This is a genomic window from Labilithrix sp., assembly GCA_019637155.1.
Taxonomy (GTDB): Bacteria; Myxococcota_A; Polyangia; order Polyangiales; family Polyangiaceae; genus Labilithrix.
Genome location: JAHBWE010000008.1, coordinates 217938 through 243668, shown reverse-complemented (window position 1 = coordinate 243668; position 25731 = coordinate 217938). Strand labels below are relative to the sequence as shown.

General features: G+C 71.5%; 19 protein-coding genes and 1 pseudogene. 9 read left to right on the top strand and 11 right to left on the bottom strand.

Annotated elements, in window-relative coordinates; genetic code table 11:
• Positions 1-44 precede the first annotated feature (44 nt).
• A pseudogene (locus KF837_18795) lies at positions 45-617 on the bottom strand (CHAP domain-containing protein).
• Positions 618-845: 228 nt separating this feature from the next.
• On the opposite strand from KF837_18795, the gene KF837_18790 reads away from it, so the two are divergent.
• The 3 genes from KF837_18790 (at position 846) to KF837_18780 (ending at position 5111) form a co-directional block, all read left to right on the top strand.
• A complete protein-coding gene (locus tag KF837_18790) occupies positions 846-2237 on the top strand; it encodes a hypothetical protein (GenBank protein MBX3229374.1) in 1392 nt (463 codons plus the stop codon).
• Between the two features lie 106 nt (positions 2238-2343).
• Positions 2344-3723, top strand: coding sequence for a sigma 54-interacting transcriptional regulator (locus KF837_18785; GenBank protein MBX3229373.1), 1380 nt, complete (start codon positions 2344-2346; stop codon positions 3721-3723).
• Positions 3723-5111 carry a serine/threonine protein kinase gene (locus KF837_18780; GenBank protein MBX3229372.1) on the top strand — a complete coding sequence of 463 codons (1389 nt, stop codon included), beginning with the start codon at positions 3723-3725 and terminating at the stop codon, positions 5109-5111. Before KF837_18785 ends, KF837_18780 begins: the two co-directional genes overlap by 1 nt.
• A gap of 9 nt (positions 5112-5120) precedes the next feature.
• On the opposite strand, the gene KF837_18775 is transcribed toward KF837_18780, so the two are convergent.
• The gene (locus KF837_18775; protein MBX3229371.1) at positions 5121-6509 is read right to left on the bottom strand and encodes a hypothetical protein; all 1389 of its coding nucleotides are present in this window, start codon (positions 6507-6509) and stop codon (positions 5121-5123) included.
• 24 nt (positions 6510-6533) lie between these two features.
• Between KF837_18775 and KF837_18770 the strand changes: the two genes are divergently transcribed.
• Positions 6534-7313 carry an MBL fold metallo-hydrolase gene (locus tag KF837_18770; protein MBX3229370.1) on the top strand — a complete coding sequence of 260 codons (780 nt, stop codon included), beginning with the start codon at positions 6534-6536 and terminating at the stop codon, positions 7311-7313.
• Between the two features lie 9 nt (positions 7314-7322).
• Here KF837_18770 and KF837_18765 read toward each other — a convergent pair whose 3' ends face one another.
• The 9 genes from KF837_18765 to KF837_18725 all read right to left on the bottom strand — a co-directional run bounded on the left by KF837_18765 (position 7323) and on the right by KF837_18725 (position 17260).
• The gene (locus KF837_18765) at positions 7323-7988 is read right to left on the bottom strand and encodes a hypothetical protein (protein ID MBX3229369.1); all 666 of its coding nucleotides are present in this window, start codon (positions 7986-7988) and stop codon (positions 7323-7325) included.
• 38 nt (positions 7989-8026) lie between these two features.
• Complete coding sequence (locus tag KF837_18760; GenBank protein MBX3229368.1) at positions 8027-8839, bottom strand: hypothetical protein; 813 nt, start codon at positions 8837-8839, stop codon at positions 8027-8029.
• A gap of 75 nt (positions 8840-8914) precedes the next feature.
• On the bottom strand, positions 8915-9532 hold the full coding sequence (locus KF837_18755) for a hypothetical protein (protein ID MBX3229367.1): 618 nt from the start codon (positions 9530-9532) through the stop codon (positions 8915-8917).
• Between the two features lie 144 nt (positions 9533-9676).
• Positions 9677-10690 carry a hypothetical protein gene (locus KF837_18750; protein ID MBX3229366.1) on the bottom strand — a complete coding sequence of 338 codons (1014 nt, stop codon included), beginning with the start codon at positions 10688-10690 and terminating at the stop codon, positions 9677-9679.
• Entirely contained in the window at positions 10660-11223 is a 564-nt protein-coding gene (locus KF837_18745; GenBank protein ID MBX3229365.1) for a hypothetical protein, read from the bottom strand. The genes KF837_18750 and KF837_18745 overlap by 31 nt, the downstream gene beginning before the upstream one ends.
• Positions 11224-11243: 20 nt before the next feature.
• A complete protein-coding gene (locus tag KF837_18740) occupies positions 11244-12488 on the bottom strand; it encodes a tyrosine--tRNA ligase (protein MBX3229364.1) in 1245 nt (414 codons plus the stop codon).
• A 3-nt stretch (positions 12489-12491) separates the two neighbouring features.
• Positions 12492-12812 carry an integration host factor subunit beta gene (locus KF837_18735; GenBank protein MBX3229363.1) on the bottom strand — a complete coding sequence of 107 codons (321 nt, stop codon included), beginning with the start codon at positions 12810-12812 and terminating at the stop codon, positions 12492-12494.
• 61 nt (positions 12813-12873) lie between these two features.
• Entirely contained in the window at positions 12874-14907 is a 2034-nt protein-coding gene (locus KF837_18730) for a hypothetical protein (protein ID MBX3229362.1), read from the bottom strand.
• 10 nt (positions 14908-14917) lie between these two features.
• Entirely contained in the window at positions 14918-17260 is a 2343-nt protein-coding gene (locus KF837_18725; protein ID MBX3229361.1) for a hypothetical protein, read from the bottom strand.
• A gap of 82 nt (positions 17261-17342) precedes the next feature.
• Between KF837_18725 and KF837_18720 the strand changes: the two genes are divergently transcribed.
• The 5 genes from KF837_18720 (at position 17343) to KF837_18700 (ending at position 25727) form a co-directional block, all read left to right on the top strand.
• Complete coding sequence (locus tag KF837_18720; protein ID MBX3229360.1) at positions 17343-19967, top strand: TonB family protein; 2625 nt, start codon at positions 17343-17345, stop codon at positions 19965-19967.
• Positions 19967-21022: a hypothetical protein gene (locus KF837_18715; GenBank protein MBX3229359.1), complete on the top strand. Its 1056-nt coding sequence runs from the start codon at positions 19967-19969 to the stop codon at positions 21020-21022. The genes KF837_18720 and KF837_18715 overlap by 1 nt, the downstream gene beginning before the upstream one ends.
• A 210-nt stretch (positions 21023-21232) precedes the next feature.
• Entirely contained in the window at positions 21233-22276 is a 1044-nt protein-coding gene (locus tag KF837_18710; protein MBX3229358.1) for a hypothetical protein, read from the top strand.
• A gap of 185 nt (positions 22277-22461) precedes the next feature.
• On the top strand, positions 22462-24771 hold the full coding sequence (locus KF837_18705; GenBank protein ID MBX3229357.1) for a choice-of-anchor D domain-containing protein: 2310 nt from the start codon (positions 22462-22464) through the stop codon (positions 24769-24771).
• On the top strand, positions 24771-25727 hold the full coding sequence (locus KF837_18700; protein ID MBX3229356.1) for a thrombospondin type 3 repeat-containing protein: 957 nt from the start codon (positions 24771-24773) through the stop codon (positions 25725-25727). The genes KF837_18705 and KF837_18700 overlap by 1 nt, the downstream gene beginning before the upstream one ends.
• The last annotated feature ends 4 nt before the right edge of the window (positions 25728-25731 follow it).

The window sequence follows — 25731 nt, the reverse complement described above, 5'->3', positions numbered from 1 at the left end:
CGCGGGACGTCGAGGAAGGGAACCTGCCGCCCTCGGCCGCCGTAGTTCTGGTTCGCGAGCACGATCGACGACGGCGCCACCGACATCACGACGCCGACGTGACCCATCGTCGATCCGTCCCACACGAGCAGATCGCCCGGGACCGGATCGTGCGACGACGTGTAGACCTCGTACGCGCCGCGATCCGCGTTCTCGCACATGCGGTTGGCGTTGCCCGCGATCGAAGGCGCGCCCACGGAGTCGACCAGCCACCGGTTCGCCAGCTCGACGCATTGGTAGTACCAGGCGTCGCGTCCGACGACGCCGGGGTTCTCCGAGCCGTTGAGCTGGTTGCAATAGAGCGGCTGCCGCTTGTAGCCGGCGACGGAGAGCGTGCCGATCTGCGGACAGCTCGAGACCGTCGTGCACGAGCACGCGATCGCGCCGCCGGCGGGCGGCGCGGCCGGGGGTGGCGGCGGCGCCGGCGCCCGTGCGACCGACACCGCCGGGAGTGTCCGCTTGCGGTGCCGTCGCGACGGGCGCGCGTCGGCCTCGCTGTGGGAGCTTCCGATCGAGACGACGACGATCAGGACGGCGAGGAGGAATTTCATACGGACCGAACCGACAGCAGGACGCATGCCCTCGCTCGCGTCTTCGTCGCGCCTGGTTTCTCGCGGTCGGAGGCCGCGCGGCGTGACAGTCGCTCCCGCGCGCCGTCACGGATCCGTGACGGCTCGAGCGGCTTCGTGACTGTCACGGTCTCACGAAACACCGCGCCGCGCGGGGGTCCGAGCGCGATCGGGGCGAGGCACGCGTCCTGCTCTTCGGCGCCGACGAACCCGCACCCGCAAAGAGGAACCATCGAAATGCGAATCTGGACCACCACCTCCCTCGTCGCCTGGAGCATCACCGCGTGCGCCGCCGCGCTCCACGTCGGTTGCGATCAAGCGGCCACCGCCTCCGACGACGCCGGCACCCCGACGCCCAATCCCAACCCCGAGCCCGACGCGTCGGCGACCGAAACGGACGGCGGCGACGGCGACGGAGGCGGCGGAGGCGGCGACGGCAGCGGAGGAACGCAGATCGCGGCCGGCGGCGAGCACACGTGCATCGTCTTCGGCGGCAAGGTCAAATGTTGGGGCCGCAACCAGGACGGTCAGCTCGGCCTCGGCGACACGAACAACCGCGGTGACGAGGAGGACGAGATGGGCGCCGCGCTCGGCGTGGTCGACGTCGGCGGCGTGGTCGTCGCGCTCTCCGCGGGCAGCGAGCACACGTGCGCGCTGCTCGAGGGAGGCGACGTGAAGTGCTGGGGCAGCAACATCTCCGGTCGCCTCGGCCTCGGCGACGGCGTGACTCGCGGCGACGATCCGAACGAGATGGGCGCCGCGCTCGCGAAGGTCGATCTCGAAGCCCCCGCCGTCGCCGTGACGGCCGGGGGGCTCCACACGTGCGCGCTCCTCCAAGGCGGCAAGATCAAGTGTTGGGGCAACAACGGCTTGGGACAGCTCGGCCTCGGCGACTCGTCGAACCGCGAGAACCCGGTCGACGTCGCTCTCGGCGACGGCGTGACGGCGACCGCGATCTCCGCCGGCTACGGGCATACGTGCGCGGTCCTGACCGGAGGCATCTTGAAGTGCTGGGGCGACAACGTCTCGGGGCAGCTCGGCCTCGGTGACGCCGAGAATCGCGGCGACAAGGCGGGAGAGACCGTCGCGGCGCTCCCCGCGATCGCGCTCGGCGGCAAGGCTACGGCGGTCTCGGCCGGGGGCTACCACACCTGCGCCCAGCTCGAGGACGGGCGGGTGAAGTGCTGGGGCAGCAACACCTTCGGTCAGCTCGGCCTCGGCGACGCGGAGCATCGCGGCGACGGGCCGGACGAGATGGGCGACGCGCTCGGCGCGGTGGAGCTCGCGGCGCCGGTGAAGACGGTCATGGCCGGGAGCCATCACACGTGCGCGTTCCTCACCACGGGCGCGGTGCAGTGCTGGGGACAGAACCACCTCTATGGACAGCTCGGGATCGGCGAGAACGACCACCGCGGCGACGGCCCGAACGAGATGGGGCAGAACCTCCCCGCGGTGAAGCTCGAGCCGGCGACGCTCTCCCTCTCCGTGGGCGCGTTCCACAACTGCGCCGTGCTCGAGGGCGGCGCGGTGAAATGCTGGGGCAAGAACGAGAACGGTCAGCTCGGCCTCGGCAGCATCGAGAACGAGCGGCTCGTCAACACGAGCCTGCCGGCGGTGTCGGTCGAATGAGCCCGCTTCCACGCGCGCGGCTCCCTTGACGGAGCCATCAGCACCGCTGCGCCTCTTGCTCGGCCTGGGCGCGCCCGCGAAGCCCGTGCGAATATACTCCTCCGCGATGTCGGCGGACACGAGCACCTTCAGCGTCGGCGGCGGTCCGCTCTCGAACGGCGCGACGAGCGCGGGCCTCGTCACGCTCTACGCGCCGGACGTCCGCGTCCCGCTCGCCGTCCTCCTCGGTGACGAGCCGCTGATCATGGGGCGCGAGCCCCCGCGTGGCGGCCTCGTCCTCCCGTTCAGCTCGGTCTCGCGGTCGCACGCGAAGGTCTCGCGTCAGGCCGACGCGTGGCAGGTGGACGATCTCGGGAGCCGGAACGGCACCTTCGTGAACGGGGCGCGGATCGAGCGCGCCACCGTCGTCCACGGCGACGAGCTCCGCTTCGGAGAGGTCGTGTTCAAGCTCGTCGAGCGCGGCGCCGAGCGTTTCCTCGGACGTCAGAACGAGCGCGACGTGCCGGCCGCGGTCGCGGGGCTGATCGGCGGCCCCTCGATGGCCACCGTCCGCGCGGAGGTCCTCCGCGTCGCGGGGGCCGCCGCGCTGTCGGTGCTCGTCCTCGGCGAGAGCGGGACCGGCAAGGAGGTCGTCGCGCGCGCGCTCCACGTGGCGAGCGCGCGCGCCGGCGCGTTCGTCGCCGTCAACTGCGCGGCGGTGCCGGCGGCCCTGCTCGAGGCGGAGCTCTTCGGCGCCAAGCGCGGGGCCTTCACCGGGCTCGAGCGCGATCGCCTCGGCCTCGTCCGGAGCGCCGACGGCGGGACGCTCTTCCTCGACGAGCTCGGCGACATGCCGCTCGAGGCGCAGGCGAAGCTGCTTCGCGTGCTCGACACGCGCCAGGTGACGCCGCTCGGCAGCCATGTGTCCGAGCCGGTCGACGTCCGCGTCGTGAGCGCGACGCATCGCCCGATCGCGGAGCTCGTGGACAAGGAGCAGTTCCGCGCCGATCTCTACGCGCGGATCAGCGCGCACACGATCTCGCTGCCGCCGCTCCGCGAGCGGAAGGAAGACATCCCGCTCCTCGTGCAGGCGTTCCTCGCCCAAGCCGACGCCGCGAACGTCCGCGTCACGCCGCGCTTCATGATCGGTCTCCTGCGCTACGACTGGCCGCTGAACGTCCGCGAGCTGCTCGCGGCGGTCCGGCGCGCCGTCGCCCTCGCGAACGGCGACGCCCTCGACGAGCAGCACCTCCCGCCGGGCGCGCTCGAGGCGCTCGCCAAGAAGCGCTCGGAAGACCGGGCGCTCGGCTCCCCGCGAGGAACGGAGGAGGGCGCGCCGAAGGCCGGCTCACGCACGAACGCGCCGCCGGCGGCGGAGCTCCGCGAGCTGCTCCAGCGATGCGCCGGCAACGTGGCCGCGGTGGCGCGCGCGCTCGGAAAGGACCGCGCGCAGGTCCATCGCTGGCTGAAGCACTACCAGATCTCGCTCGACGACTTTCGGCCCTGATGCGCGTCGACTTGGACTCGCTCATCGGAAGTGTCCTCGGTGGCCGCTATCGCGTGCTTCGTCGCGTCGGCGCGGGTGGGATGGGCGCGGTGTTCGAGGCGGAGCAGCTCGATCTCCGGCGCCGCGTCGCGCTCAAGGTGCTGGCGGAGCTCGATCCGCAGTCGGTCGCTCGTCTCCAGCAAGAGGCGATGACCGCCGGCGGCCTCCAGAGCCAGCACGTCGTCGCGATCTTCGATTTCCAGCTCGGCGCCCCGCCGTTCCTCGTGATGGAGCTGCTCACCGGAGAGTCCTTGTCGACGCTCTTGCGGCGCGAAGGCCAGCTCGAGGCGAGCCGCGCCACCCGGATCGCCGCGCAGATGCTCGCCGGTCTCGAGGCCGCGCACCGGGTCGGGATCACGCACCGCGACGTGAAGCCGTCGAACGTCTGGATCTCGCGCTCGGCCGCGGGCGAGGAGCACGTGAAGCTCCTCGACTTCGGGATCGCCAAGATGCACGACGTGCCGGGCGGCGTTCGCACCGCGACGGGCCATTTCCTCGGGACGCCCTCGTACATGGCGCCGGAGCAGCTGCGGGGACAGCCCGCCGACGCGCGCTCGGACATCCACGCGGTGGGGGTCGTTCTGTTCGAGATGCTCACCGGCGCGCGGCCGTGGCGCGGCGCCAACGCGCCGGCGCTGCCGTTCGAGATCATCGAGCACGTGCCTCCTCCGCTCGACGCGCTCGTCCCCGCGACGCCGCGCGCCTTGGCGGCGGCGGTCGCGCGCGCGCTCGAGAAGGATCCGAGCGTGCGCTTCGTGACCGCCGCGGAGATGGCGCAGACGCTCCAGGCGACGCTCCCGACGAGCTGGTCCGCCGTCAAGGCCGCGGCGCCGGCGACGCTGCCCGAGGCGCCGAGCGCCGCGGCGCCGGCGACGCTGCCCGAGGCGCCGAGCGCCGCGGCGTCGGGCGGACGCACGAACACCTTCGACGTCGCGGCGCCTCCGCCGAAGGCCGCGAGCGAGCGCCTCGCGGCCACGCTCGCGAGCCCCGGCGCCGCGCCGCCGCCCGACGCTCACCCTGCGAGCGGACGGCACGTCGCCTCTTCGCCGACCCAGCCTTCGCCGCACGCCGCGCCGAGTCCCCATCCGAAGCACGGCGCGAGGGGCGTGGGCGATCGACCCGCGCCACCGGCGCGCCCGATGCCGCTCGCGCGTCCTTCGTCGTCGACGAACACCGTCGTCCTGGTGATCCTCGGTGTCGGCGTCCTCATCCTCCTCGCGAGCGTCATGGTCATGTGCGTCGCCGTGATTTCGACACCCACGAAGTCCTCGAAAAACACGATCGACGCGTCCGCGCCGGCGTCCGCTTCCGCTTCCGCTTCGGCGCGGACCTTCGATCCGTCGTTCTGAGCGCGTGGCCTACGCGCCGCGCAGCTGGGCGAGGCTCGCGTTCAGCGGTCGAAGGCCTTCGTAGGCGGCTCGTCGGAGCGGGAGGAGCGCGCGGTAGCGGGCGTGGGCCTCCGCGTTCGGCTCGTGATGGACCGCTTCGCCGCGCCATCGGCGCGCCTCGTCCGGCGAGGAGAGCGCGCCGACGCCGAGGCCGGCGAGCATCGCGGCGCCCGCGACGGTGCCGCTCGATCGCGGCGTATACGAGAGCGGCACGCCGAGCGCGTCGCAGAGGATCTGCCGGAAGAGCGCGCTCTTGCCGCCGTTGTCGGCGGCGACGACGCCGGTGAGCTTCACGCCGTCTTGCTCCAGCACCTCCTGGCAATCGACGAAGCCGAGCGCGATCCCCTCGAGGAGCGCGCGCCAGAGGTGCCCGCGACCGTGCTCGAGGCCGAGGCCGACGAAGGTGCCGCGCGCGTCGGTGTCCCAGATCGGCGTCCGCTCGCCGGCGAGGTAGGGGAGGAAGAGGAGTCCCCCCGCGCCGGCGGGGAGGGGCGCGGCTTCGCGCTCGAGCTCGTCGTGCGGGACGTCGCCGAGCGCGCGGCGGAGCCACTCCATCGCGCCGCCCGAGAGCGTGCCGCCGAGCGAGAGCCAGAGATCGGCGCCGACGTGATGCGCGTTGATGAGGCGCGGATCGGTGCCCGGCGTCGCGCGCGGGACGAGGAGGTTCCCCGCCGTGCCGAGCATCAGGCACGCCTCGCCCTCCGCGACGACGCCGGCGCCGAGCGTCGCGGCCGCGAAGTCGCCGCCGCCGGCGACGACGGGGGTGCCTTCGCGGAGGCCGAACGCGTTCGCGCGCACGTGGCCGAGGATCGCGTGCGCGGCGCGGATCGGCGGGAGCTTCGGCGCGAGGTCGGGCGGCGCCGACCACGCGCGCGCGGCGAGATCGAAGTGGGGGCGACAGAGCGCGGCGGTCGACGGATCCGTCGCGAGCTCGCCCGTCAGGCGATACGCGACGTACGCGTGCGACTGCACCACCGCGGTCGCGCCGTCGAGCAGCCCGCGCGCCGCGAGCCACGCGAGCTTCGGTCCGAGGTAATACGCGTGCTCGCCCATCGCGCGCGCCTCCGCCGCCGCGCGCGTGTCGAGCCAGAGGATCGCGGGCTGCTTCGATCCGAGGAGCGCCGCGGTCGGCGCCTGGCCGACGACGGCGACCGCGTCCACGCCGGCGAGGTCGATCTGCGCGAGGACCTCCCCCGTCGCGGACCACCAGCGCTCGGGATCGATCTCCGCCCATCCGGGCTGCGGCGACGCGTAAGGGCAGGGGACCTGCGCGTCGGCGAGGAGCGCGCCGCGCGCGTCGAAGACCGCCGCGCGGACGCCGGTCGTGCCGATGTCGATCCCGAGGAGGCGCGCCGCCATCGCGAGCGCTAGGATACGCGAGAAATGGACGCCCTCGCCGCGCACGCGTTCGCCGACGACGAGGGCAACGATCCCGGCGTCCGCACGTGGTCGCTCGACGCGACGACGACGTTCCTCCGTCAGTCGATCAAGACCCACTTCGAGGCGCCGTTCCTCGTGCTCTTGCAAGGACGCGAGCGGTCGCTGCTCATCGACACCGGCACCGGCGACGCCGACGTCCGCGCGCCGGTCGAGCGCGCGCTACGTGACGCGCGGCCGGACCTCCTCGTCGCGCACTCGCACACGCACGACGATCACGTCGGCGGCGACGATCAGCTCCGCGGCCGCGCGCGCACGAGCGTCATCGCGCACGACGTCGACGCGGTGCGCTCGGCGCTGGGGATCCCCTCCCTCGACGAGCCCGGCGTCATCGACCTCGGCGGCCGCCTCGTCGACGTCCTCGCGATCCCCGGCCACGAGGCCGCCCACGTCGCGTTCTACGATCGCGCGACCCAGCTCCTCTTCACCGGCGACACGCTGTACCCCGGCCGCCTCTACGTGCGCGACTGGGGCGCCTACCGCGCGAGCGTCGCGCGGCTCGTCGCCTTCACCGCCGATCGACCGGTGAAGCAGGTCATCGGCGCGCACATCGAGATGGACGCGCGCGAGGTGGAGTACCCGGAGAAGGCGCTCGTCCACCCGAACGAGCACGCGCTGCCGCTGGGCCTCCGTCACCTTCACGCCCTGCACGCGGCCCTGACGGAGCTCGGCGATCGCCCGGCGCGCAAGGCGGGCCCGAGCTTCGTCATCGTCCCGCTGGCGTGAGCGCCGGCGTCAGAGCGCGGCGGCGTCTTCGGTGGGGGCGCCGTCGCCGAGCGCCCACTTCTTCGTTTCGGTGTTCTTCACGAACGTGGCGGACGCCTCGGGGCCGGGGCGGGTGACCTTGCCGCAGGCCGCTTCGACGGAGGCGAGGCGCGGGTCGATCGTGATCGCGCGGGAGTAGCGGACCGACACGTGCGTGGCGTCGATCTTGCTGATGCGGACGACCTTGTCGGCGCGGGCGTCGCCGCAGCGGAACTGGCCGGCGCGGAGGTCGTCGACCATCTGGACGCAGCCCTTGAAGAGGAGCGTGCGCGCGCGGCGCTCGTAGGGGGAGATCGCGTCGAAGCCGGTGCCGCTCAGCTCGTCGGGCCACTCCGCCATGTAGCCCGACGGCATCGGCTTCGTGACGTCCGCGGCGACGAGCGCGTCGAGGCAGCGCATCGCGTCGTCGTACTGCTTCTTGCCGGCCGGATCCGTCTCGCGCGGCACGCACACGGCCTTCGTCGTGTGCTGCATCTTGAGGAGCGGGAGCAGGTTGATCGGAAGCGTGCAGGTCGCCTCCTCCTTCACGTCACGCTGGATGGTCGCGAGCGCGTCGGCCTTGGCGGGCACGTCGCTGCACGCGAACAAGCCCGAGCCGAGGACGACGAGCGACAGGACCTGCACACGAGCGGACACGGCCCGGATTCTACCCGGGCCGCACTCCGTTTACCCACTCAGTTGCGAAACATCTCGTCGACCTTGCCCTGCAGCGCGGCCTCGGTGAGGCCCTTCGCGGCGGCGAGCTCCTTCAGGAGCAGGCTCTTCGCCTGGTCGAGGAGGCGGCGCTCCCCGAAGGAGAGCTCCTTGTCGAACTTGAGGCGGTACATGTCGCGGAGGACCTTCGCGACCTCGTGCGGCGAGCCGCTCTTGATCATCTCGGTATAGGCGCGGAAGCGGCGGCTCCAGGGCTGGAGGTCGACCGCGACCTCGCGCGCCTTCATCGTCTCGAGGACTTTGTCGGCCTCCTTCGCGCTCATGACCGGACGAAGGCCGGCCGCCTGCGCCGACGTGCGCGGGACCATCACGCGCATCCCGTTGTCGAGGATGCGGATGATGAAGAACTCTCCCTTCGTGCCGCCGATCTCGCGCTGCTCGATCGCGAGGATCTCGCCGAGGCCGTGGGCCGGGTGCACGACCTTGTCGCCGACCTGGACGTTGAGGTTCTTCGGCGGCGGCGGCAGCGGCGGGATGTTGACGAGCGGGACGTAGCCCTTCGGCACCACGCCGGACGGACGGTGGACCTTCGGCTCCTCCTTCTTCGGCTCCGGCTTCGCCGGCTCGAGCTTCATGCTCGCCTTCGGCATCGGCGGGGGCGGGAGCGGCGACGTGCGCGGACGCTCGACCATCGTCGCGACGGGCGCGGGCGCGGGCGTCTTCACGGCCTTGAGGTGCGTCGGCTTGGCCTTCGTCTTCGCCGTGACGGCCTTCGCCTTGGCCTTCGGTGCAGAGGTGGAAGAGGAGCGGGTGGAGCGTGCGGTCTGAGCCATCTGCCGCGCGCGTAGCACTGCTAACGAACGGGCGTCAACCCACACCCGGTCGATTCTTCCTGCCCTCAGCGCCGGTCAGTCGTCGTTGCCCGAACGGAGGGCTTCAGGCCGCACTGCGACCATTCGACGCACCGTCGGATGTGTATGGACGCCGCTCTGTTCGGGGACGGAGGGCGGCGGCTTCGTCACGGCGGCCGCCGGCGGCGGCGGCACGGTGCGGTTCGGATCGTCGAGGAGGCTCGACTCCGCGATCGCGATGTCCGCGAGGTCCTTCTCCTCCCCGAGCTCCGCGTCCGGCGGCGTGAGGATGAGCGAGCCGGCGAGGGTCTCGCCGCGGAACGGCGCGATGAGCTTCGGCGAGAGCCGCACCGCGCGGACGAACTCGTCGAACGGCGCGTCGAGGCGCGCGAGCGGAAGGAGGCGCTCGCGAATGCCGAACCCGTAGTCGGCGAAGATGGAGATCTTCGTCACCGCGTCGTCGCCGGTGACGTCGACGTAGAGCGCCCCGTCGATCCAGCTCGCCTGCGCGAGCTGCGCGATCGCGAGCAGCACCTTCGGCGCGCCCTCCTCCGGACGCGCGGTGAACGACGCCCAGTCGAGGAACGCGCGCATCGACACGAGCGATGCGGCAGCTTCGCGCGCATGCTCGAGCGTCAGCTCGGCGCAGGTCTCGAGATCGGCGAATCGCCCCACGTCTTGAAGTATGCACCTATCCGGGGCTCCGCGCGAAGCGGAACCTGGCCGAAGCCTTGAGGGGCCCCAGAAGCGGCCGCGAGTGCCGTGTCTGGGGTGGGGGTGTCGGGGGAGAAGCCGGCGAAGCCCCCGACGTTGAATACCTCAACGGCGCATGATGTCGGCGATCTCGGCGTCGAGGGCGGCGTGGAGGCCTCGCGCGAGGGCGGCGCCGTCGAGCGTCGCCTCGAGCACGAGCGCGTCGTTCTCGGCGCGCGCGGTCGGGGAGCGGATCGGCTGGTCGAGGCCGAGGAGCCGGCCGATCGCGCTGTCCGCGAGCACGTTCGCGGCGGCCGCGAGGCGCTGCGCGGCCGCCGGCCCGTCGTCTCCCCACGCGCCGACGAGCGCGATCCGCACGTCGAGCGCGGTCCCTTGGCCGGTCCACTTCACCGCCGCGCCCACCGCCGTGGTCGCGCGGAGGATCCCGCCGAGCCCGCGCGCGACCTCGCCCTCGAACGGGCCCGCCGCGAACGCGCGCACCGGCGCGTCGCGCACGACCTCGCTCGCGCGCGAGAGCGCCGCGCCTCGCAGCGCCGGCGTCGCCTTCTTCAGCTTCATGAACGCGAAGGCCTCGGCGGCGCGGAGCGGTCCGGTCGTGCCGCGCTCGAGCGCCGCCGCGTCGCGCCCGAAGAGCGTGAGCCGCTCGTTGTCGTCCTGCACGCGTCCAGCGAGGCGGAGCACGAGCGGGTTCGGCGCCAGGATCGTGCGCACCGGCGGCTCCGCCGTCCGCGCGGCGAAGGCCTGCGCGACGCGATCCGGATCGAGCGGGACGCTCACGATCGCGAGCGACGAATCCTTGTATTGTGCAACACACAGGTCCTTCGTCTGGCGCAGGTCGATCCCGCCGTGCGCGGCGGCGAACACCTGGAGCCGCTCCTCGGGCAGGACGAGCCCGATCGCGGGGATGAGGTCCGGGACCTCCGCGATCGCCCGCGGCTTCACCTCGACGACCCACTCGACGCCCGCGGCCGGCGCGAGGTCGCAGGCGGGCTCGAGGTGGAGCGGGACCGGCTTCGGGCCCGAAGGTGCGGGGGGCCGCGGCGCGCACGCGACGATCGCGAGCGCCGACACGACCGCGAGCGGGCGGATCAGTTGTTGGGCGCTCCGCACTCGACCCACTGCTTCACCTTCGGCACCGCCGACGCGAGGCCGGCGCCCGGCGGCATGAGTGAGCCGCGCTCGTCCGCGGGCACCGTCGGATCGAGCGTCTGCACGAGGACGGAGTCGGCGACGGCGGTGGAGCACGGGTCGATGAGGCGCCGCTTCACCTTGCTCTCGAACGCGGCGAAGGCCTTCCACGTCGTGTCGGGATCGTTCGGGCTGAACTTCGGCGGCGTGCCGCCCGAGTGGCAGTTCGCGCATCCGGAGAGGAGCGGGAACACGTCGGTCTTGAAGCTGACCGCGCACGCCGACGCGTCGACGACGGAGGCGCCCGCGTCGGCGCAGACGAACGCCGGCGCCTCCGCGTCGGGGCTGCCGGTGTCGTTCGTGCCGGTGTCCGCCGGCGCGGCGTCGGTCGGGCTCGTGTCCCCGCCGTCGCCCGCGTCCACGTCGCCCGGCGCCGGCGCGTCGTCGTCGCCGCAAGCCCACGCCGTGGCCGCCGCCGCGACGGCGATCACGATGACCCCGACCCCACGAAATCGTGCGCTCATGCGCGGAATGATAGGGGACGCTACGCGACGACGACGTATTTGAAGCGTCGATTCTTCGAGCCGACGCGGAGGAGGTACCTCTTCCCGCGCTCGAGCTGGAGCTGGACGTCGGTCACGCGCTGCTGGTCGACCTCGACGCCGCCTTGCTCGACGAGGCGCCGTCCGTCGCTCGTGGACTTCACGAGGCCGGCGGCGGCGAGCGCCTTCGCGATCCAGAGCGTCGCGGTGTCGATCGGGATCGTCTGCTCCTCGATGTCGGTCGGGATCGCGTCGGCGGAGTAGACGTTCTTGAACTCCGCTTCCGCCGCCGTCGCCGCCTCGGCGGAGTGGAAGCGCGTGACGATCTCCTTCGCGAAGAGCGCCTTGATCTCGCGCGGGTCACGGCCGTTCTTCTTCTCTTCTCTCAGCGCGGCGATGTCGGCGTTCGAGCGCGCGGAGAGGAGCTCGAAGTAACGGAAGATCACGTCGTCGTCGATCTGCATGACCTTGCGGAACATGACGAGCGGCTCTTCGCTCAGGCCGATGTAGTTGTCGGCGCTCTTCGACATCTTCTTGCCGACGACGACGCCGTTCTCCATCTTCGCGTCGGTGCCCTCGAGCAGCGGCATCGTGAGGACCATCTGCGCGGTCTTCCCGTACGTCGGCATGATGTCGCGACCGACGAGGAGGTTGAAGAGCTGGTCGGTGCCGCCGAGCTCGATGTCACACTCGAGCGCGACGGAGTCGTAGCCCTGGAGGAGCGGGTAGAGGAACTCGTGGAGATGGATCGGCCGCTGCTCCTTGTAGCGGAGGCCGAAGTCGTTGCGGTCGAGCATGCGCGAGACGGTGGACTGCGCGAGGAGCCGCACCCAGTCGAGCCCGTTCAATTTGTCGAGCCACTCGGAGTTCGAGCGGACCTCGGTCTTGTCGCGGTCGAGGATCTTGAACGCCTGATCGGTGTACGTCTTCGCGGAGGCCTGCACCTCCTCGCGCGTGAGCGGAGGGCGCGCCTCGTTCTTGCCGGTGGGGTCGCCGACCATCGCGGTGAACTCGCCGACGAGGAGGATGACCTGATGGCCGAATTCCTGGAACTGCCGCATCTTCGACATGACGACGGCGTGGCCGATGTGGAGATCGGGCCGCGTCGGATCGAAGCCGCACTTCACGCGGAGCGGCTTGCCGCTGTCGATCGATCGCTTCAGGCGCTCCGCGAGCTCCTTCTGCACATGGACGTCGACCGCGCCGCGGGTCAGGACCGCGAGCTGCTCTTCTACCGAGGCCGCCACGGATCAGTCGTCTTTGTCGTCGCCGCCGGTGATCTGCGAGGTCAGGCGGCTGTTGTTGACGAGCTCTTTGAGCTCCTTGCCGACCTTGAAGAACGGCAGGCGCTTCGGCGGAACGGGGACCGGCGCGCCGGTGCGCGGGTTGCGGCCCGAATACGCCTTGTACGGGCGGACCGTGAAGCTCCCGAAGCCGCGGATTTCGATCCCTTCGCCCTTCTGCAGGGCCTCCGTCATGGCCTCGAAGACGCAGTTCACGACGAGCTCGGCGCGGGCCTTCGTGAGTTGGCTTTTCGCGGCCATCGCGTCGATGAGCTCACTCTTCGTCATGGCTTTCTCCGCTCCGAGGCTCGTCGAGCCTCGCGACATGAAACCAGCTTCCTTAGAAACGTCAACGGGATCCGAGGCTTCGGAGGCGGACCGCGTCGAGCCCGATCGGCCCCCCCGTGGCCTCGAACGTGACCACCACGCGCGGCGGCTCGAGCGTCACGGTCCGGGGCTCGACCGTCGCGCACGTCTCGGGATTCACCCAGTCGATGCGCTCCTCTGCGATCGAGAGCCCACCCCGGGCCGGTCCCTCCTTAATGGTGGTCGCGCCAGGGGTACGCCCGGCCGAGACCTGGAGGCTGAGCTCGTAGGTCCCGGCCTCCGGCACCGGGATTTCGAAGGTCGCCGTCGCCGGGATGGTCCCGTCCGCCGGCGTGAGGACGAGGGCGCGGCGGCCGGAGGCGCAGGCGTGGGTCCAGGCCGGGACCGCGAAGCCGCCGGACTGCGATCGGACCGGCCACTCGGCCTCCGCCTCGAAGCGGAGGACGGGCCCCAGCTCGGGCGGGGCCCACGGGGTGAGGACGGGGCCGCTCGGCTCGAGGCGGTACCAGTAGGTGGGGGGGCGATCGAGCCGCTCGAAGAGGAGGCGATCGCGATCGTCCTCGCGCCGGCGCGCGACGACGATGCCGTCGGCCGGCGTGCGCGCGGGATCGTGGCCGAGCGCGAAGCCGTGATCGGTGTCGACGAACACGAGCCCTTGCTTCAGGCTCGCCTGCGCGAGGACGTCGGGCTCGAACATCGGGCGCCCGCCGTCGCGATCGCGGAGCTCTCGATGCAGATGCACCGCGTGGACGGCGAAGCCGAGGAGCGAGAGCGCGAGGACGGCGTGGAGCGCGCGCTCTTTCGCCGCGCGCGCGAGGAGCGCGACGCCGACCGCGACGAGCGCGTGCTCGATCGGCAGCACGTCGGCGAAGAAGCGCGCGCCGCCGCCGGGGTAGTCGCCGTCGAAATAGAACGGCGCGTAGGCGAGGACGTGGAGGCCGACGAGCGCGCTCGCGGCGTACGCGGCGCGGTGCTTCTTCAGCGCGGGAACGAGCACGAGGAGCGCGAGCGGCTCGAAGCTCGCGACGTCGAGGAGGTGATGATGCAGCCGCCGCGCGGTGGTGCCGAGCGCCTCGACGATCCCGTAGCCGTGGGGGAGCCGCGTCCGCACGAAGTCGCCGTGCTCGAAGAGGCAGCCGGTCCCCGCGCCGAAGCCCCAGCGGAAGCAGCCCTCCGGTCCGTCGCTGAGTGCATAATACATGCGTTGCGACGACGCGAGCCACGAGCCGGTCACCGCGCGCTGCGACGCGAGGAGCAAGAGGACGCCGGGGGCGAGGCCGAGGAGCGAGCGCAGGCGGTCCTTCCGCAGGACGAGCGCGGCGACGACGGCGCCGATCGGCAGCGCGCTCACGGGGCGTGTGGCGGCGACGTAGCCGACCGCGAGCCACGCGATCGTCGCGCGTCCGCGGAGCGCGGCCTCGAGCGCGATCGCGACGCCGAGCGCGGTCGCGCCGTGGCTCATCGTGTCGGCGGTGTGGTACCGGAGCGCGGCGCAGGCGACGGAGAGGAGCGCCGCCGCGCGCGCGACGCGCTCGTCCTCGCCGGAGATCGCCCGGTCCTCCGCGCCCGTCTTGCACATCGCGAGCGCGAGGCGGTACGTCGCGACGACGAGCGCGGCGGCGAGCGCGGGCCCGATCACCATCGGCGCGCCGAGGAGGAAGCCGGCCGCGAGGAGGAGGGGGTACCCGGGCGGGAAGATGCCGCCGAGGGAGCCTCCGAGGGAGCCTTCGCGATAGAGGAGGAAGCGCCCGCGGAAGCTCGCGGTCGGATCGAGCGGCGTCCACGCGAGGTCGCCGTGCGACAGCGCGCGCCCCTGCAGCCAGTACGTCGTCGCGTCGACGATGCGCGGCCCGCCGCGGAGGTAGAGCGAGACGTACGCGACCGACAGCACACCCGCCGCGACGCTCGCGATCGCGAGGAACCGCCGACGCGAGCCCTCCACGAGCAGCAGCGACGGCCACCGCCACGCGAGCACCCCGACGACGAGCGCGAGCGCGAGCGCGAGCTTCGCCGCCCCATCGGCCGGCAGCGACCACGTCCCGAACATGCTCATCACGTCGCGCGCCCTACTGCGTGACCCAGAGGTGGTAGTCGACGAAGTCGCCGGGCCCCTCGTTCGTGAGCGTGACGCGGAGAGTCTCGCGCTTCGTGAGGGCGCCGTCGACCTGGAACGCCTTCTCCTCCCACGCGTTCGTGCGCGTCAGCTCGAGCTTCCCCGCGTCCGCGCCCTCGACGCGGATCCGCACCGTGGTCGCGCTCTCCTGCGCGATGCGCACGACGACGTGGAACGGCTTGCCGAGGACGAGGCCGCGCGCGTCGAAGCTCTCGCTCTTCCCGACCGCGATGCGGCGGCCCGCGTCGAACATGTCCTTCTGCGGATCGGCAGGGTCGGGGAGGATGCGCATGTCCGTCCACCCGTTCTGCGGCCGATCGAAGCGGTAGCCGTTCTGCCGCTCGCTCACGAGGTCGCCGACGTCGACCTCGGTCTTCGGCTTCTCCTGCAGCCGCCCCTCCCACGTGCCGTCGCGCGGGCGTGACTCCCAGCGCATGTGGTCGCCGGTGTTGAGGAGGCTCCAGTTCGCGCGGTAGACGTTCTGCTCGTAGCCGCCGCAGATCACGTTGCCCTCGACCGGGAAGCGGCGGAGCAGGTCGTCCGCGAACCACACCGGCAGGACGCCCCACCACGTCGGGAAGATCGCGAGGACGTCGGGGCGATCCGCCTTCGGGATCCGCTCGAGCAGCTCCAGCGTCGCGGGGAGGCCGTGCACGCTCGCGCGCGCGAAGGGCAGCGTGTGGTAGCCGCCGAGGCCGATGATGTCGAGGCCCGGCCGGTCCGACTCGTAGAGGATCGCGCCCGCGTCGCCGACGAGGACGCGCTTCGGCTTCGTCTCCGCGAGGTACCTGCCGAGGGTGAGGTGCTGGTCGCGGATGTTGCGCGACGCGCGGCCGAAGAACCACTTCTGGTCGCGCATCTTCGGCCGCTGATGGTCCCACGCGAAGAGGACCAAGAGCGCGACGAGGCCGATCCGCGCCGGGCGGTAGCGGAGGACGAACGCCGCCGCGCCCGCGCACGCGAGCGCGAGGAGCCACGAGAGGCGGAACGAAGGCAGCTCCCCCGCCGGCCGCGTGAGGACGCCGATCGTCTGCACGACGAGCGCGCCGGTGACGAGGACGACCGGGATCGACGGGCGGAGCGGGCCGTACGGGAGGAGGCGCCGCCCCGGCGCCGCGCGCGCGCGGAAGGCCACGCTCACGCCGAGGACCGCGAGGACGAGGAGCCACGCCACCGCCGGCATCACGTAGCGCTCGTTCTGCCAGCGGACCTGGCCGTTGAACGCGACGAGGACGATCCAGCCGACGATCTGCGCCCACAGCACGATCGCGACGCGACGCGTGCGCGCGAACGCGAGCGGGAGGAGCGCGAGGACGAGCGGGACGACGCCGGCCCACCACGCGGTGCGTGCAAGATACACGTAAGGCGCGGGCAGGGCCGGCCAGCGGTCGACGAGCGCGCTCATCGCGTCGCCCTCGATGTGGGCGAAGTGGTAGTCGAGGTTGCGGAGCGCGGCGTAGCGGACGTTGAAGACCCAGTCTTCGAGCTTCTCCTCCGCCGTCATGAACGGGTTGTTCAGCGCGAGCTTCACGATCGCGCCGTTCGCGCTCGCCTCGCCGGTGAGGAGCCGGTTCGCGATCGACTGCGCGGCGAGGAGGACGACGCCCGGGACGCCGATGCGCGCGAGGAGCCCGACGCGGCCGGTGACGCCACGGCGGAGCGCGGTCGCGAGGCCGAACGCCGCGATCGTCAGCGCGGCCTCGGGCCGCGTGGTGACGAGGAGGCCGCCGGCGAGGCCGAGGAGCCACGCCGCGCGCGCGACCTTCTGGCGGCGGCGCACCGCGTCTTCGAGGCGGAGCCAGAGGGCGAGCGCGATGGCCCAGGTCGCGAGGAAGAACGCGACCTCCATCCCGCTCCACAAGGACCACGTGAGCGCGCCGACGCCGAGGAACGCGGGCGGGAGGAGGAACGACGAGAGGCGCCCCCAGTCGTCGCGATCGTCCTCGATGAAGAGGCGTCGCGCCGCGAGGAGCGTGCCGAACACGCTCACCATCGCGACGATCGCGGCCCAGCGCATCAGGTCCCGCCCCGTGAACCCGACGAGCCAGCCCGCCGCGAGCACGAACGGGTAGGTGAGGCTCGTGTTGCCGGAGGAGTAGCCGTTGCCGATCGTCCACTCGAACGGATGGCCGAGCGCGGTCGAGCGCGCGTAGTCGAAGTGGATGAACACGTCGTCGAGCGGCGCGCTCCACTCGCCGCCCGTCTGCTTCAGCATGTAGCCGTAGAACGACCGCGCCGACGCGATCGTGCTCAGCGCCGCCCACAGCACGTAGAGCGGACGGTCGAGTCTACGCAGGAGGGGGACGACGTTCAGGAGCACGATGGGTGAAATACGACGCGGTTTCTACCACGCCTCGTAGTAAGGTGCGCCGCCGCGGATGAGGCGCTTTCTCCAGGCCACGCTGCTCGTCGCGGCGATGTCGAGCGCGGCGGTCGCGCGCGCGCAAGAGCAGCCGCCTCCGCCGGCGCAGCCCGTCATCACGATGCCGGTCGTCGTGCAGGACGACGGCGCGAAGTACCCGCCGCAGGCGATCGAGGACAAGGTCACGACCGAGACCGAGGTCGTGCTCGTCCTCGAGCTCGACGCGACCGGCGCGGTGACGCGCGCGACGATCGACAAGTCCGGCGGCGGACACGGCTTCGACGAGGCCGCGCTCGAGGCCGCGAAGACGCTGAAGCTCGAGCCCGCGAAGCGCGACGGCGTCCCGATCGCGGCGAAGGTCCGCCACCGCTACGTGTTCACCCCGCCGCCGGCGCAGCTCATCGGCCGCGTCACGAAGCAGGTGAGCGACACGCCGATCGCGGGCGCGACGATCACCGCGGTCGGACCCGACGGCCAGCCGCAGACGACGACGACGGCCGACGACGGCACGTGGAAGCTCGAGCGGCTCCCGTTCGGCAAGTACACGATCACGATCGCCGCGTCCGGCTTCGATCCGCAGACCGACGAGGAGATGCTCGACCCCGGCACCGAGGCGAAGCTCGACTCGCGCCTCGTGCGCCCCGAGGTCGCGCCGCCGCCGCCTCCCCCGGGCCGGCGCGGCGCCGACACCGAGCCGATCGAAGAGGTCACGGTGAAGGGGACCAAACCTCCGCGCGAGGTCACGAAGCGCACGCTCGAGCAGCGCGAGCTCACGCGCATCCCCGGCACCAACGGCGACGCGCTCCGCGCGGTCCAGAACCTCCCCGGCATCGCGCGCGCGCCCGGCATCATCGGCCTCCTCATCGTCCGCGGCGCGGCCCCGCAAGAGACCGGCACCTACGTCGACGGCACCTTCGTGCCGATCATCTACCACTTCGGCGGCCTCTCGAGCGTCATCCCCTCGGAGATGCTCGATCACATCGATTTCTACCCCGGCAACTTCAGCTCGTACTTCGGACGCCACACCGGCGGCGTCATCGACGTCGGAGTGAAGGACCCGGTCGTGAAGCGCGACGCGGGCTCGAAGCTCTTCACCGCGCGCGAGGGCGTCCACGGCCTCGTGCAGGCGGACCTCATCGACGCGCGCTTCGTCGCGCAGGGGCCGATCGGCAACACGGGCTGGAACTTCGCGGTTGGCGGTCGCCGCTCGTACGTCGACGTGTGGCTCAAGCCCGTGCTCGAGGCGCTCGAGTCGGGCGTCACGACCGCGCCGGTCTATTACGACTACCAGGCGATGCTCCAGAAGAGCTGGGACAAGGGGAAGCACAACCTCCGCTTCTTCTTCTTCGGCTCCGACGATCGCTTGCAGGTCCTCGTGCGTCAGGTCGCGGGCGGCGCGCCGGGGCTCACCGGCAACATCGGCCTCGGCACCGCGTTCTATCGGTTCCAGGCGCGCTACGTCGGCAAGCTCTCCCCCGACACCGAGCTCCGCGCCGTCGCCGCCGTCGGCAAGGACGCGCTCCAGTTCGGCGTCGGCGACAACTTCTTCAACCTCGACTCGGTCCCGATCACGGGGCGCATCGAGCTCTCGCAGAAGCTCGGCTCCGGCGCGCGGAACAACTTCGGCATCGACATGCTCTCGCAGCCGTACCAGGTGAACCTGCGCGCGCCGCCGATCCCGCGCCCGGGCGAGCCGCCGGCGGGCCCGTTCGGCTCGCGGCCGCCGCTCGTCTTCAAGGGCGAGGACAACCTCTATCGCCCCGCGTTCTACGACGAGCTCGAGCTCACGCCGTTCAAGGGCACGCGCATCGTCCCCGGCGTTCGCCTCGACTACACGAAGGAGAACAAGTCGTGGGACCTCCAGCCTCGCCTCGTCGTGAAGCAGGACGTCAAGAGCGACTTCCCGCGCACGACGGTGAAGGGCGGCGTCGGCCGCTTCGCGAACCCGCCGCAGCCGCAGGAGACGAACCCGGTCTTCGGCGTCCCCGGCACGCGCTCGATCATCGCGAACCACTACGGCGCCGGCGTCGAGCAGCAGATCACGCGCAACATCGAGGTCTCGTCCGAGGGCTTCTACCGCCAGTACGACGGCATCATCGTGCAAGGGCAGGGCAACACCGGCGAGGGCCGCGCGTTCGGCCTCGAGACGCTCCTCCGCTACAAGCCCGACGCGCGCTTCTTCGGCTTCGTCGCGTACACGCTCTCGCGCAGCGTGCGGCGCGAGGCGCCCGACGAGCCGGAGCACCTCTTCAACTTCGATCAGACGCACATCTTCACCGCGATCGGCAGCTACCGCCTCGGCGGCGGCTGGGAGATCGGCGCGCGCTTCCGCTACGTCTCCGGCAACCTCCGCACGCCGCTCACGTACGGCTTCTTCGACGCGACCGCGGGCGCGTACATCCCCGGCTACTCGTTCCCGCCGTTCGGCACGCGCAACCCCGCGTTCCACCAGCTCGACCTCCGCGTCGACAAGACCTGGTACCTGCAGAACGGCATGAAGATGAGCGCGTACCTCGACCTCTACAACGCCTACAACCAGGGGAACGTCGAGGGCGCGAGCTACAATTACAACTTCTCCCAATCGACCTTCGCGACCGGCGTGCCGATCCTCCCGAGCCTCGGCTACCGCCTGGAGATGTGATGCGCGCTCGAGCTCTCGCCCTCCTCGTTCCTATCGCGATCGCCTGCGGATCGGGCGGGTGGGACGCGCAGAGCAAGGTGAACAGCGTCCGGATGTTCGGGGTGCGGGCGGACAAGCCGTACGCGAGCGCGGGCGAGACGGTGACGCTCGAGACGCTCGTCGCGGACGGGCGGCGCGACAAGGTGCGCGAGCTCAAGACGGTGTGGATCCCGGTCGTCTGCGTGAACCCGCGCGAGGACCTCTACTACGCGTGCTTCATCCCCTCGCAGACGGCGGACGGCACGCCGATCGACGGCGGCGCGCGCCTCGAGCCGCCGTTCCCGGTCGACGGCGGCGTCCCCTCCGCCGCGCCCGACGGCGGCGCGGCGGGGCTCCTCGCGAGCATCCCGCGCGACGTGGACCTGAGCGCCTTCCTCCCGCAGGGCAACACCTTCACCTTCCAGATGCCGGAGGACGTCCTCAAGGAGCGCCCCGGCACCGTGCCCTACGGCCTCGTCATCATCTTCAACATCGCGTGCGCGGGGCAGGTGCGGATCGCCGATCGGCAAGGGAACGCGCCGCAGCAGGTCCCGATCCGCTGCACCGACGAGAACGGCGGAGAGCTCGGGCCGAACGACTACGTCATCGGCATCAACCGTGTGTACTCGTACGCCGATCGCACGAACGCGAACCCGGTCGTCGAGAAGATCACGCTCGACGGCAAGGACGTCGATCTCGACGCCGGCATCACGATCGATCGCTGCGTCGCTTCGCGGCGCGCCGACTGCTTCGAGCACAAGATCGACGTGAAGGTCACGCCGGAGAGCTGGGAGGAGTACCCCGAGCCGCTCCTCGCGACGACGCAGCGCGAGCAGGTCTGGGCGACGTATTACACGGACCTCGGCGACTTCAACGACGCCGCGCGCCTCCTCTTCGACACGAAGGCCGGTCGCATCTCCGACAGCGACATCAAGTACCGCGCGCCCAACGATCCCGGCGACGGCACCATCTGGATCGTCACGCACGACAACCGCGCCGGCGCGGCGTTCACGCTCGTGCCGCTCCACGTGAAATAGCTCGCGCACCACCTACATCGACCCCGATGGAGCGCCGGACCAGCTCCTTGAGGACAGACTGCCGCTGTCGCGGCGCCGGAAGCGGCCGCGAAAGCGGTCGCGCAGCGACCCGCCGTCTTCGGCGGGCCGTGTCCGGCGCGGGGGTGTCGGGGGCGGAGCCCCTGACCATAAAAAGCCGGTGGGGCACGCCGCCTGCACTATGATGCGGTCATGCGTACCGTCACGTTCCTCGCTTCGGCTCTCGCTCTCACCCTCCTCGCGTCGGCGTGCACGACCGAGACCGCCGAGTCCCCGAGCAGGACGAAGACGGGGAAGACGACGAAGAAGCCGCCGAAGGCCGAGAACGGCGAGCACGCCGTCGGCGACGACGACGACGACATCGACGTCGATCCCGGCACGACGATCGCGAGCGGCACGTGGGAGGACGGCAAGACGATCGCCGAGAACGGGACGATCAACGCCGGTGAGGTCGTGACGATCGCGCCGGGCGCGACGATCAACCTCGGACCTGGCGTGACCGTGATCGTGAAGGGGACGCTCAAGGTCGACTCCGCCGCGAAGCACGCGAAGCTCACCGGCACCGGCTGGGGCGGCCTCCTCGTCTCGCAGGGCGGAAAGCTCGAGGCGAACGGCCTCGACATCGAAGGCGCGAAGAACGCGATCTGGACCGAGACCGGCGGCGACGCGACGATCGAGAACGGCGTCATCAAGGCCGAGTCGCCGTTCAAGATGGATGCGGGCAGCAAGCTCACCGTGACGAAGACGAACGTGACCGCGACGGCGGGCTCCACCCTCGCCGGCACCTTCACCGCGTCGTACCTCGACTACGACAAGGGCGTCGCCCCGGGCCTCACGATGAACGACGCCGCCGGCACGTTCAGCGCGACGGACTCGAACTTCCACGGCACCGGCAAGGGCGGCGACTTCATCATCTCCTCCGGCGCGAAGTCGCTGACGCTCGCGTACACGAAGGTCGCGAACTCGCACTGCGGCCTCCACTTCAACGCGGTCGACAAGTTCACGCTCGATCACGTCACGATCGAGAGCAACGACTACGGCGCGATGCTCTACGGCTCGGGCGCCGGCCCGCACGAGATCAAGGACACGAACTTCCTCGTCAACGCGGCCTACGACGCCGACATCAAGGGCACGAACGGCCCGATCAACGCGACCGGCTCGCTGATGAAGGACGTGCCCGGCCTCACGCAGACCGCGAAGGCCACCGGGCCCGTGACGGGCGCAGGGCCTCGCTGACCGCGAGCCCACCAAGTACGACTCGCGCTCACTGACCTGTTCGAGGTCGGTGAGGTTCATCGCCCCATCGCGCGGCGGCTCCCCTATATTCAACGTCGGGCCTTTGCTCGCACGACCCGACGGGCCGTGTGATCGATACGTCGAACTTGGATATCGCGGGTACGACCCGCGGGAGTGGGAGCGTCATGAGGCGTGCGCATTGGATCGTGATGGGGGCGTGGGTTGGCTTGTTTGCCGCAGCTGCTGCGGCATGTGGTGACTCCGCGACGGGCGCAGACATCCCGGATCCCCCCGGCGCCGACGGCTCGGCGAGCGACGCGTCGCGGACCGACGCCAGCGTCGTCGTCCCGACGAAGGACTCGAGCGTCACCGACACGGGCACGAACGAGCAGGAGACCAGCGTCCCCACCGGCGACGGCGGCCTGCCCACGGTGTCGACCGCGGAGATCGACTTCGGCAACACCGACTGCGGCAGCACCGCGGCGGCGCAGACCTTCACGATCTCGAACCCGAGCGCCGTCGCGGTGAGCTTCACCTCGGAGCTCGTGAAGAGCGCGGCGTCGCCCTTCACGATCGACCCTGCGAGCGGGAGCATCCCGAGCGGCCAGAGCGTGACGGTGACGGTGACGCCGAAGCCGGTCGCGATCCCGTCGACGACGGCGCAGAACGGCCTCGGCGATCAGCTGAAGCTCTCGATCGGACCGACGACCGCCACCCTCGATCTGAAGCAGAGCGCGCGCGGCGGCGTGCTCCGGTTCTCGGTCCCCTCCGGCATCGATTTCGGCAACCGGACGATCGGCACGCCGGTGGAGAACGTCTTCGCCGTCACGAACGCGGGCAACGCGCCGGTCCCGATCACGCTCAGCGTCGCCGACGATCCGAGCCCGTTCGCGCTCAGCGTCAATCCGACCACCGCGACGCCCGGCGTCCAGGAGGCGAGGGTGACGTTCACGCCCACCGCGGAGGAGGACTACACGAGCGCGATCAAGCTCACGCCGGGGGCGGGTCCGCTCTGCGACGTCGCGCCCGCCGACATCAGCCTCAAGGGCACCGGCACCACCGGCGTCGTCTCGGTCACGCCGCCGTCGATCTCGTTCGGGAGCGCCGCCGGGCTCGTCGACTGCGGCACCACCGCGCCGTCGCAGAAGGTGCGGATCACGAACTCGAGCAACGCGGCGTTCCAGTTCTCGGCCCTGCTCACGCGGAGCACGACCGTCTACACGCTCTCGTACAACACGACCGCCAACGCGGCGGCGATCAACAACCAGACCGTCGCGGCGAACAGCTTCGTCGAGCTCACGGTCGTGCCGAAGCAGATCCCGCAGACGAGCTCGACCGCGCCCGACGCGTTCGGCGACACGCTCACGATCACGACGACCGCGCCGGGCGACGCGACCCCGCACGCGATCGAGCTCCATCAGACCGCGCGCGGCGCGGTCGTCACGCGCTCGACGAACTCGATCACGATCCTCAACGCGGCCGGCGCCGCCGGCGTCCCGATCGGCGTGACGGCGACGTCCCCGAGCTACACGTTCACGAACCTCGGCAACGTCGACATCGTCCTCGATCAGAAGACGAGCGCCGGCACGCCGTTCAGCGTGAGCGCGTCCACCCTCACGCTCGGCTCCACCGCCGGCACGAACAGCGCGAGCTCCTCCGCGAGCTTCACCCCGGTCGCCGTCGGCGCGACGAGCGACATCGCGACGGTCTCGCAGCCGGCGGACGCGCCGCCGGTCGTGCTCTGCGGCAACCTCCCCGGGAACCTCACCCTGAGCGGCACCGGCGCGGCGCCTTCGATCGCGGCGGCCCCGTCGCCGCTGAACTTCAACTTCGTCCCGTGCGGGACGCAGGCGGCGGCGAGGACGGTCCGCCTGACCAACAACGGCCCGGCGACCACCTTCACCGCGACGCTCGCGAAGGGCGCCGGCTCCGGCTTCACCGTCTCTCCCGCGAACGGGCCGATCGGCGCTGGCGCGGCGATCGACGTCACGGTGACGCCGAAGCTGATCCCGTCCGGCACGACCGGCGCGACCACGTCGACCGCGAACAACGGCATCAACGACGTCCTCGAGCTCACGACCGGGAACGTCGCCGCGCCGTTCAACGTCACGATCAACGAGACCGCGCAGGGCGCCGTGATCGACTTCAACAACGTCGCGACGAAGAACTTCGCCAACACCGCGCGCGGCGCGACCTCGGCGCCGAGCCCGACCACGGTGCGGAACACCGGCAACCTCTCCGCCGATCTCACGTTCACCGTGACGACGACGAGCGGGCCGGCCGGCTTCACCGACGCGTTCGGTCCCGCGACCTCGACCTCGACGATCAGCGCCGGGACCACCTCCACCAGCAACAACAACCTGACGTTCTTCCCCACCGCGTCGCCGGTCCCGACCGGCCTCTACCAGGGCGCGTACTCCGTGACGCTGGCGAACCCGGTCCCGATCTGCGCCCCGCTCCCGACGATGGTGCTGACGGGCACCGCCACCAACTGATGGCGAAGACGGCCTGCGCGTTCGCCGCGCTCGCCCTGCTCCTCGCGACGAAGCCCGCCACCGCCGACGAGACCCCCGCCTACAAGAGCACGCCCCGCGTCCATGCGCACGCGGGGCTCGCTCACGCGGTGGGGACCCCGCAGGGCGGCGACTTCGGGTTCGGCGGAGCGGGCGCGGTCGCGGGTGAGCTCCCGATCTTCTCCTGTTTCTCGGCCGAGGTGGCGGCGGGCGGCGTCTTCCTCGCGCCGAACGATCCGGCGCCGGGGCTGCCTCCGCGCTCCACCGCGACGATCGCGTTCTTCACCGGCGGCGTTCGCTTCCATCCGCGACCGCGGATGGGACCCGCCGGACCGTGGTTCGGCGGCGGGGCCGGGCTCGCGCTCAACGGCTCCGCGCCGCGCTTCGGCGCGAACGGCATGCTCGGTTGGGACTTCGCGCTGCGCGAGGGGAGCATCGCGATCGGGCCGATGGCGGCGTACACGCACGTCGTCGAGCCGGGGACCGCGCGCCAGGCGGAGGCCGACGCGCACGTGGTGTGGGGCGGCGTCCACGTCTCGTTCGGCGGACGGCGGCGCGATCCGATCGCGGGTCCGCCGCCGCTCGGGCCCGACGCGGACGGCGACGGCGTCGCCGACGCCGACGACGCGTGCATCAAGACGCCGGGCGTGCGGACGCAGGACGTCAACACGAACGGCTGCCCCGCGGACGACGTCGACGGCGACGGGATCCCGAACGCGGAGGACCAATGCCCGCAGTCGAAGGGCGAGAAGAACGTGGACCCGAAGCTCCACGGGTGCCCGCCGCCGATCGTGAAGGAGGACGACGATCGCGACGGCGACACCGTGCCGTCGTCGGTCGACGCGTGCCCCGACGAGCCGGGTCAGCCGAACGCGGATCCGGAGCTCAACGGATGCCCGATCCCGCAGGAGCCGCCGGCCGACGTCGAGATCGAGTGATCCT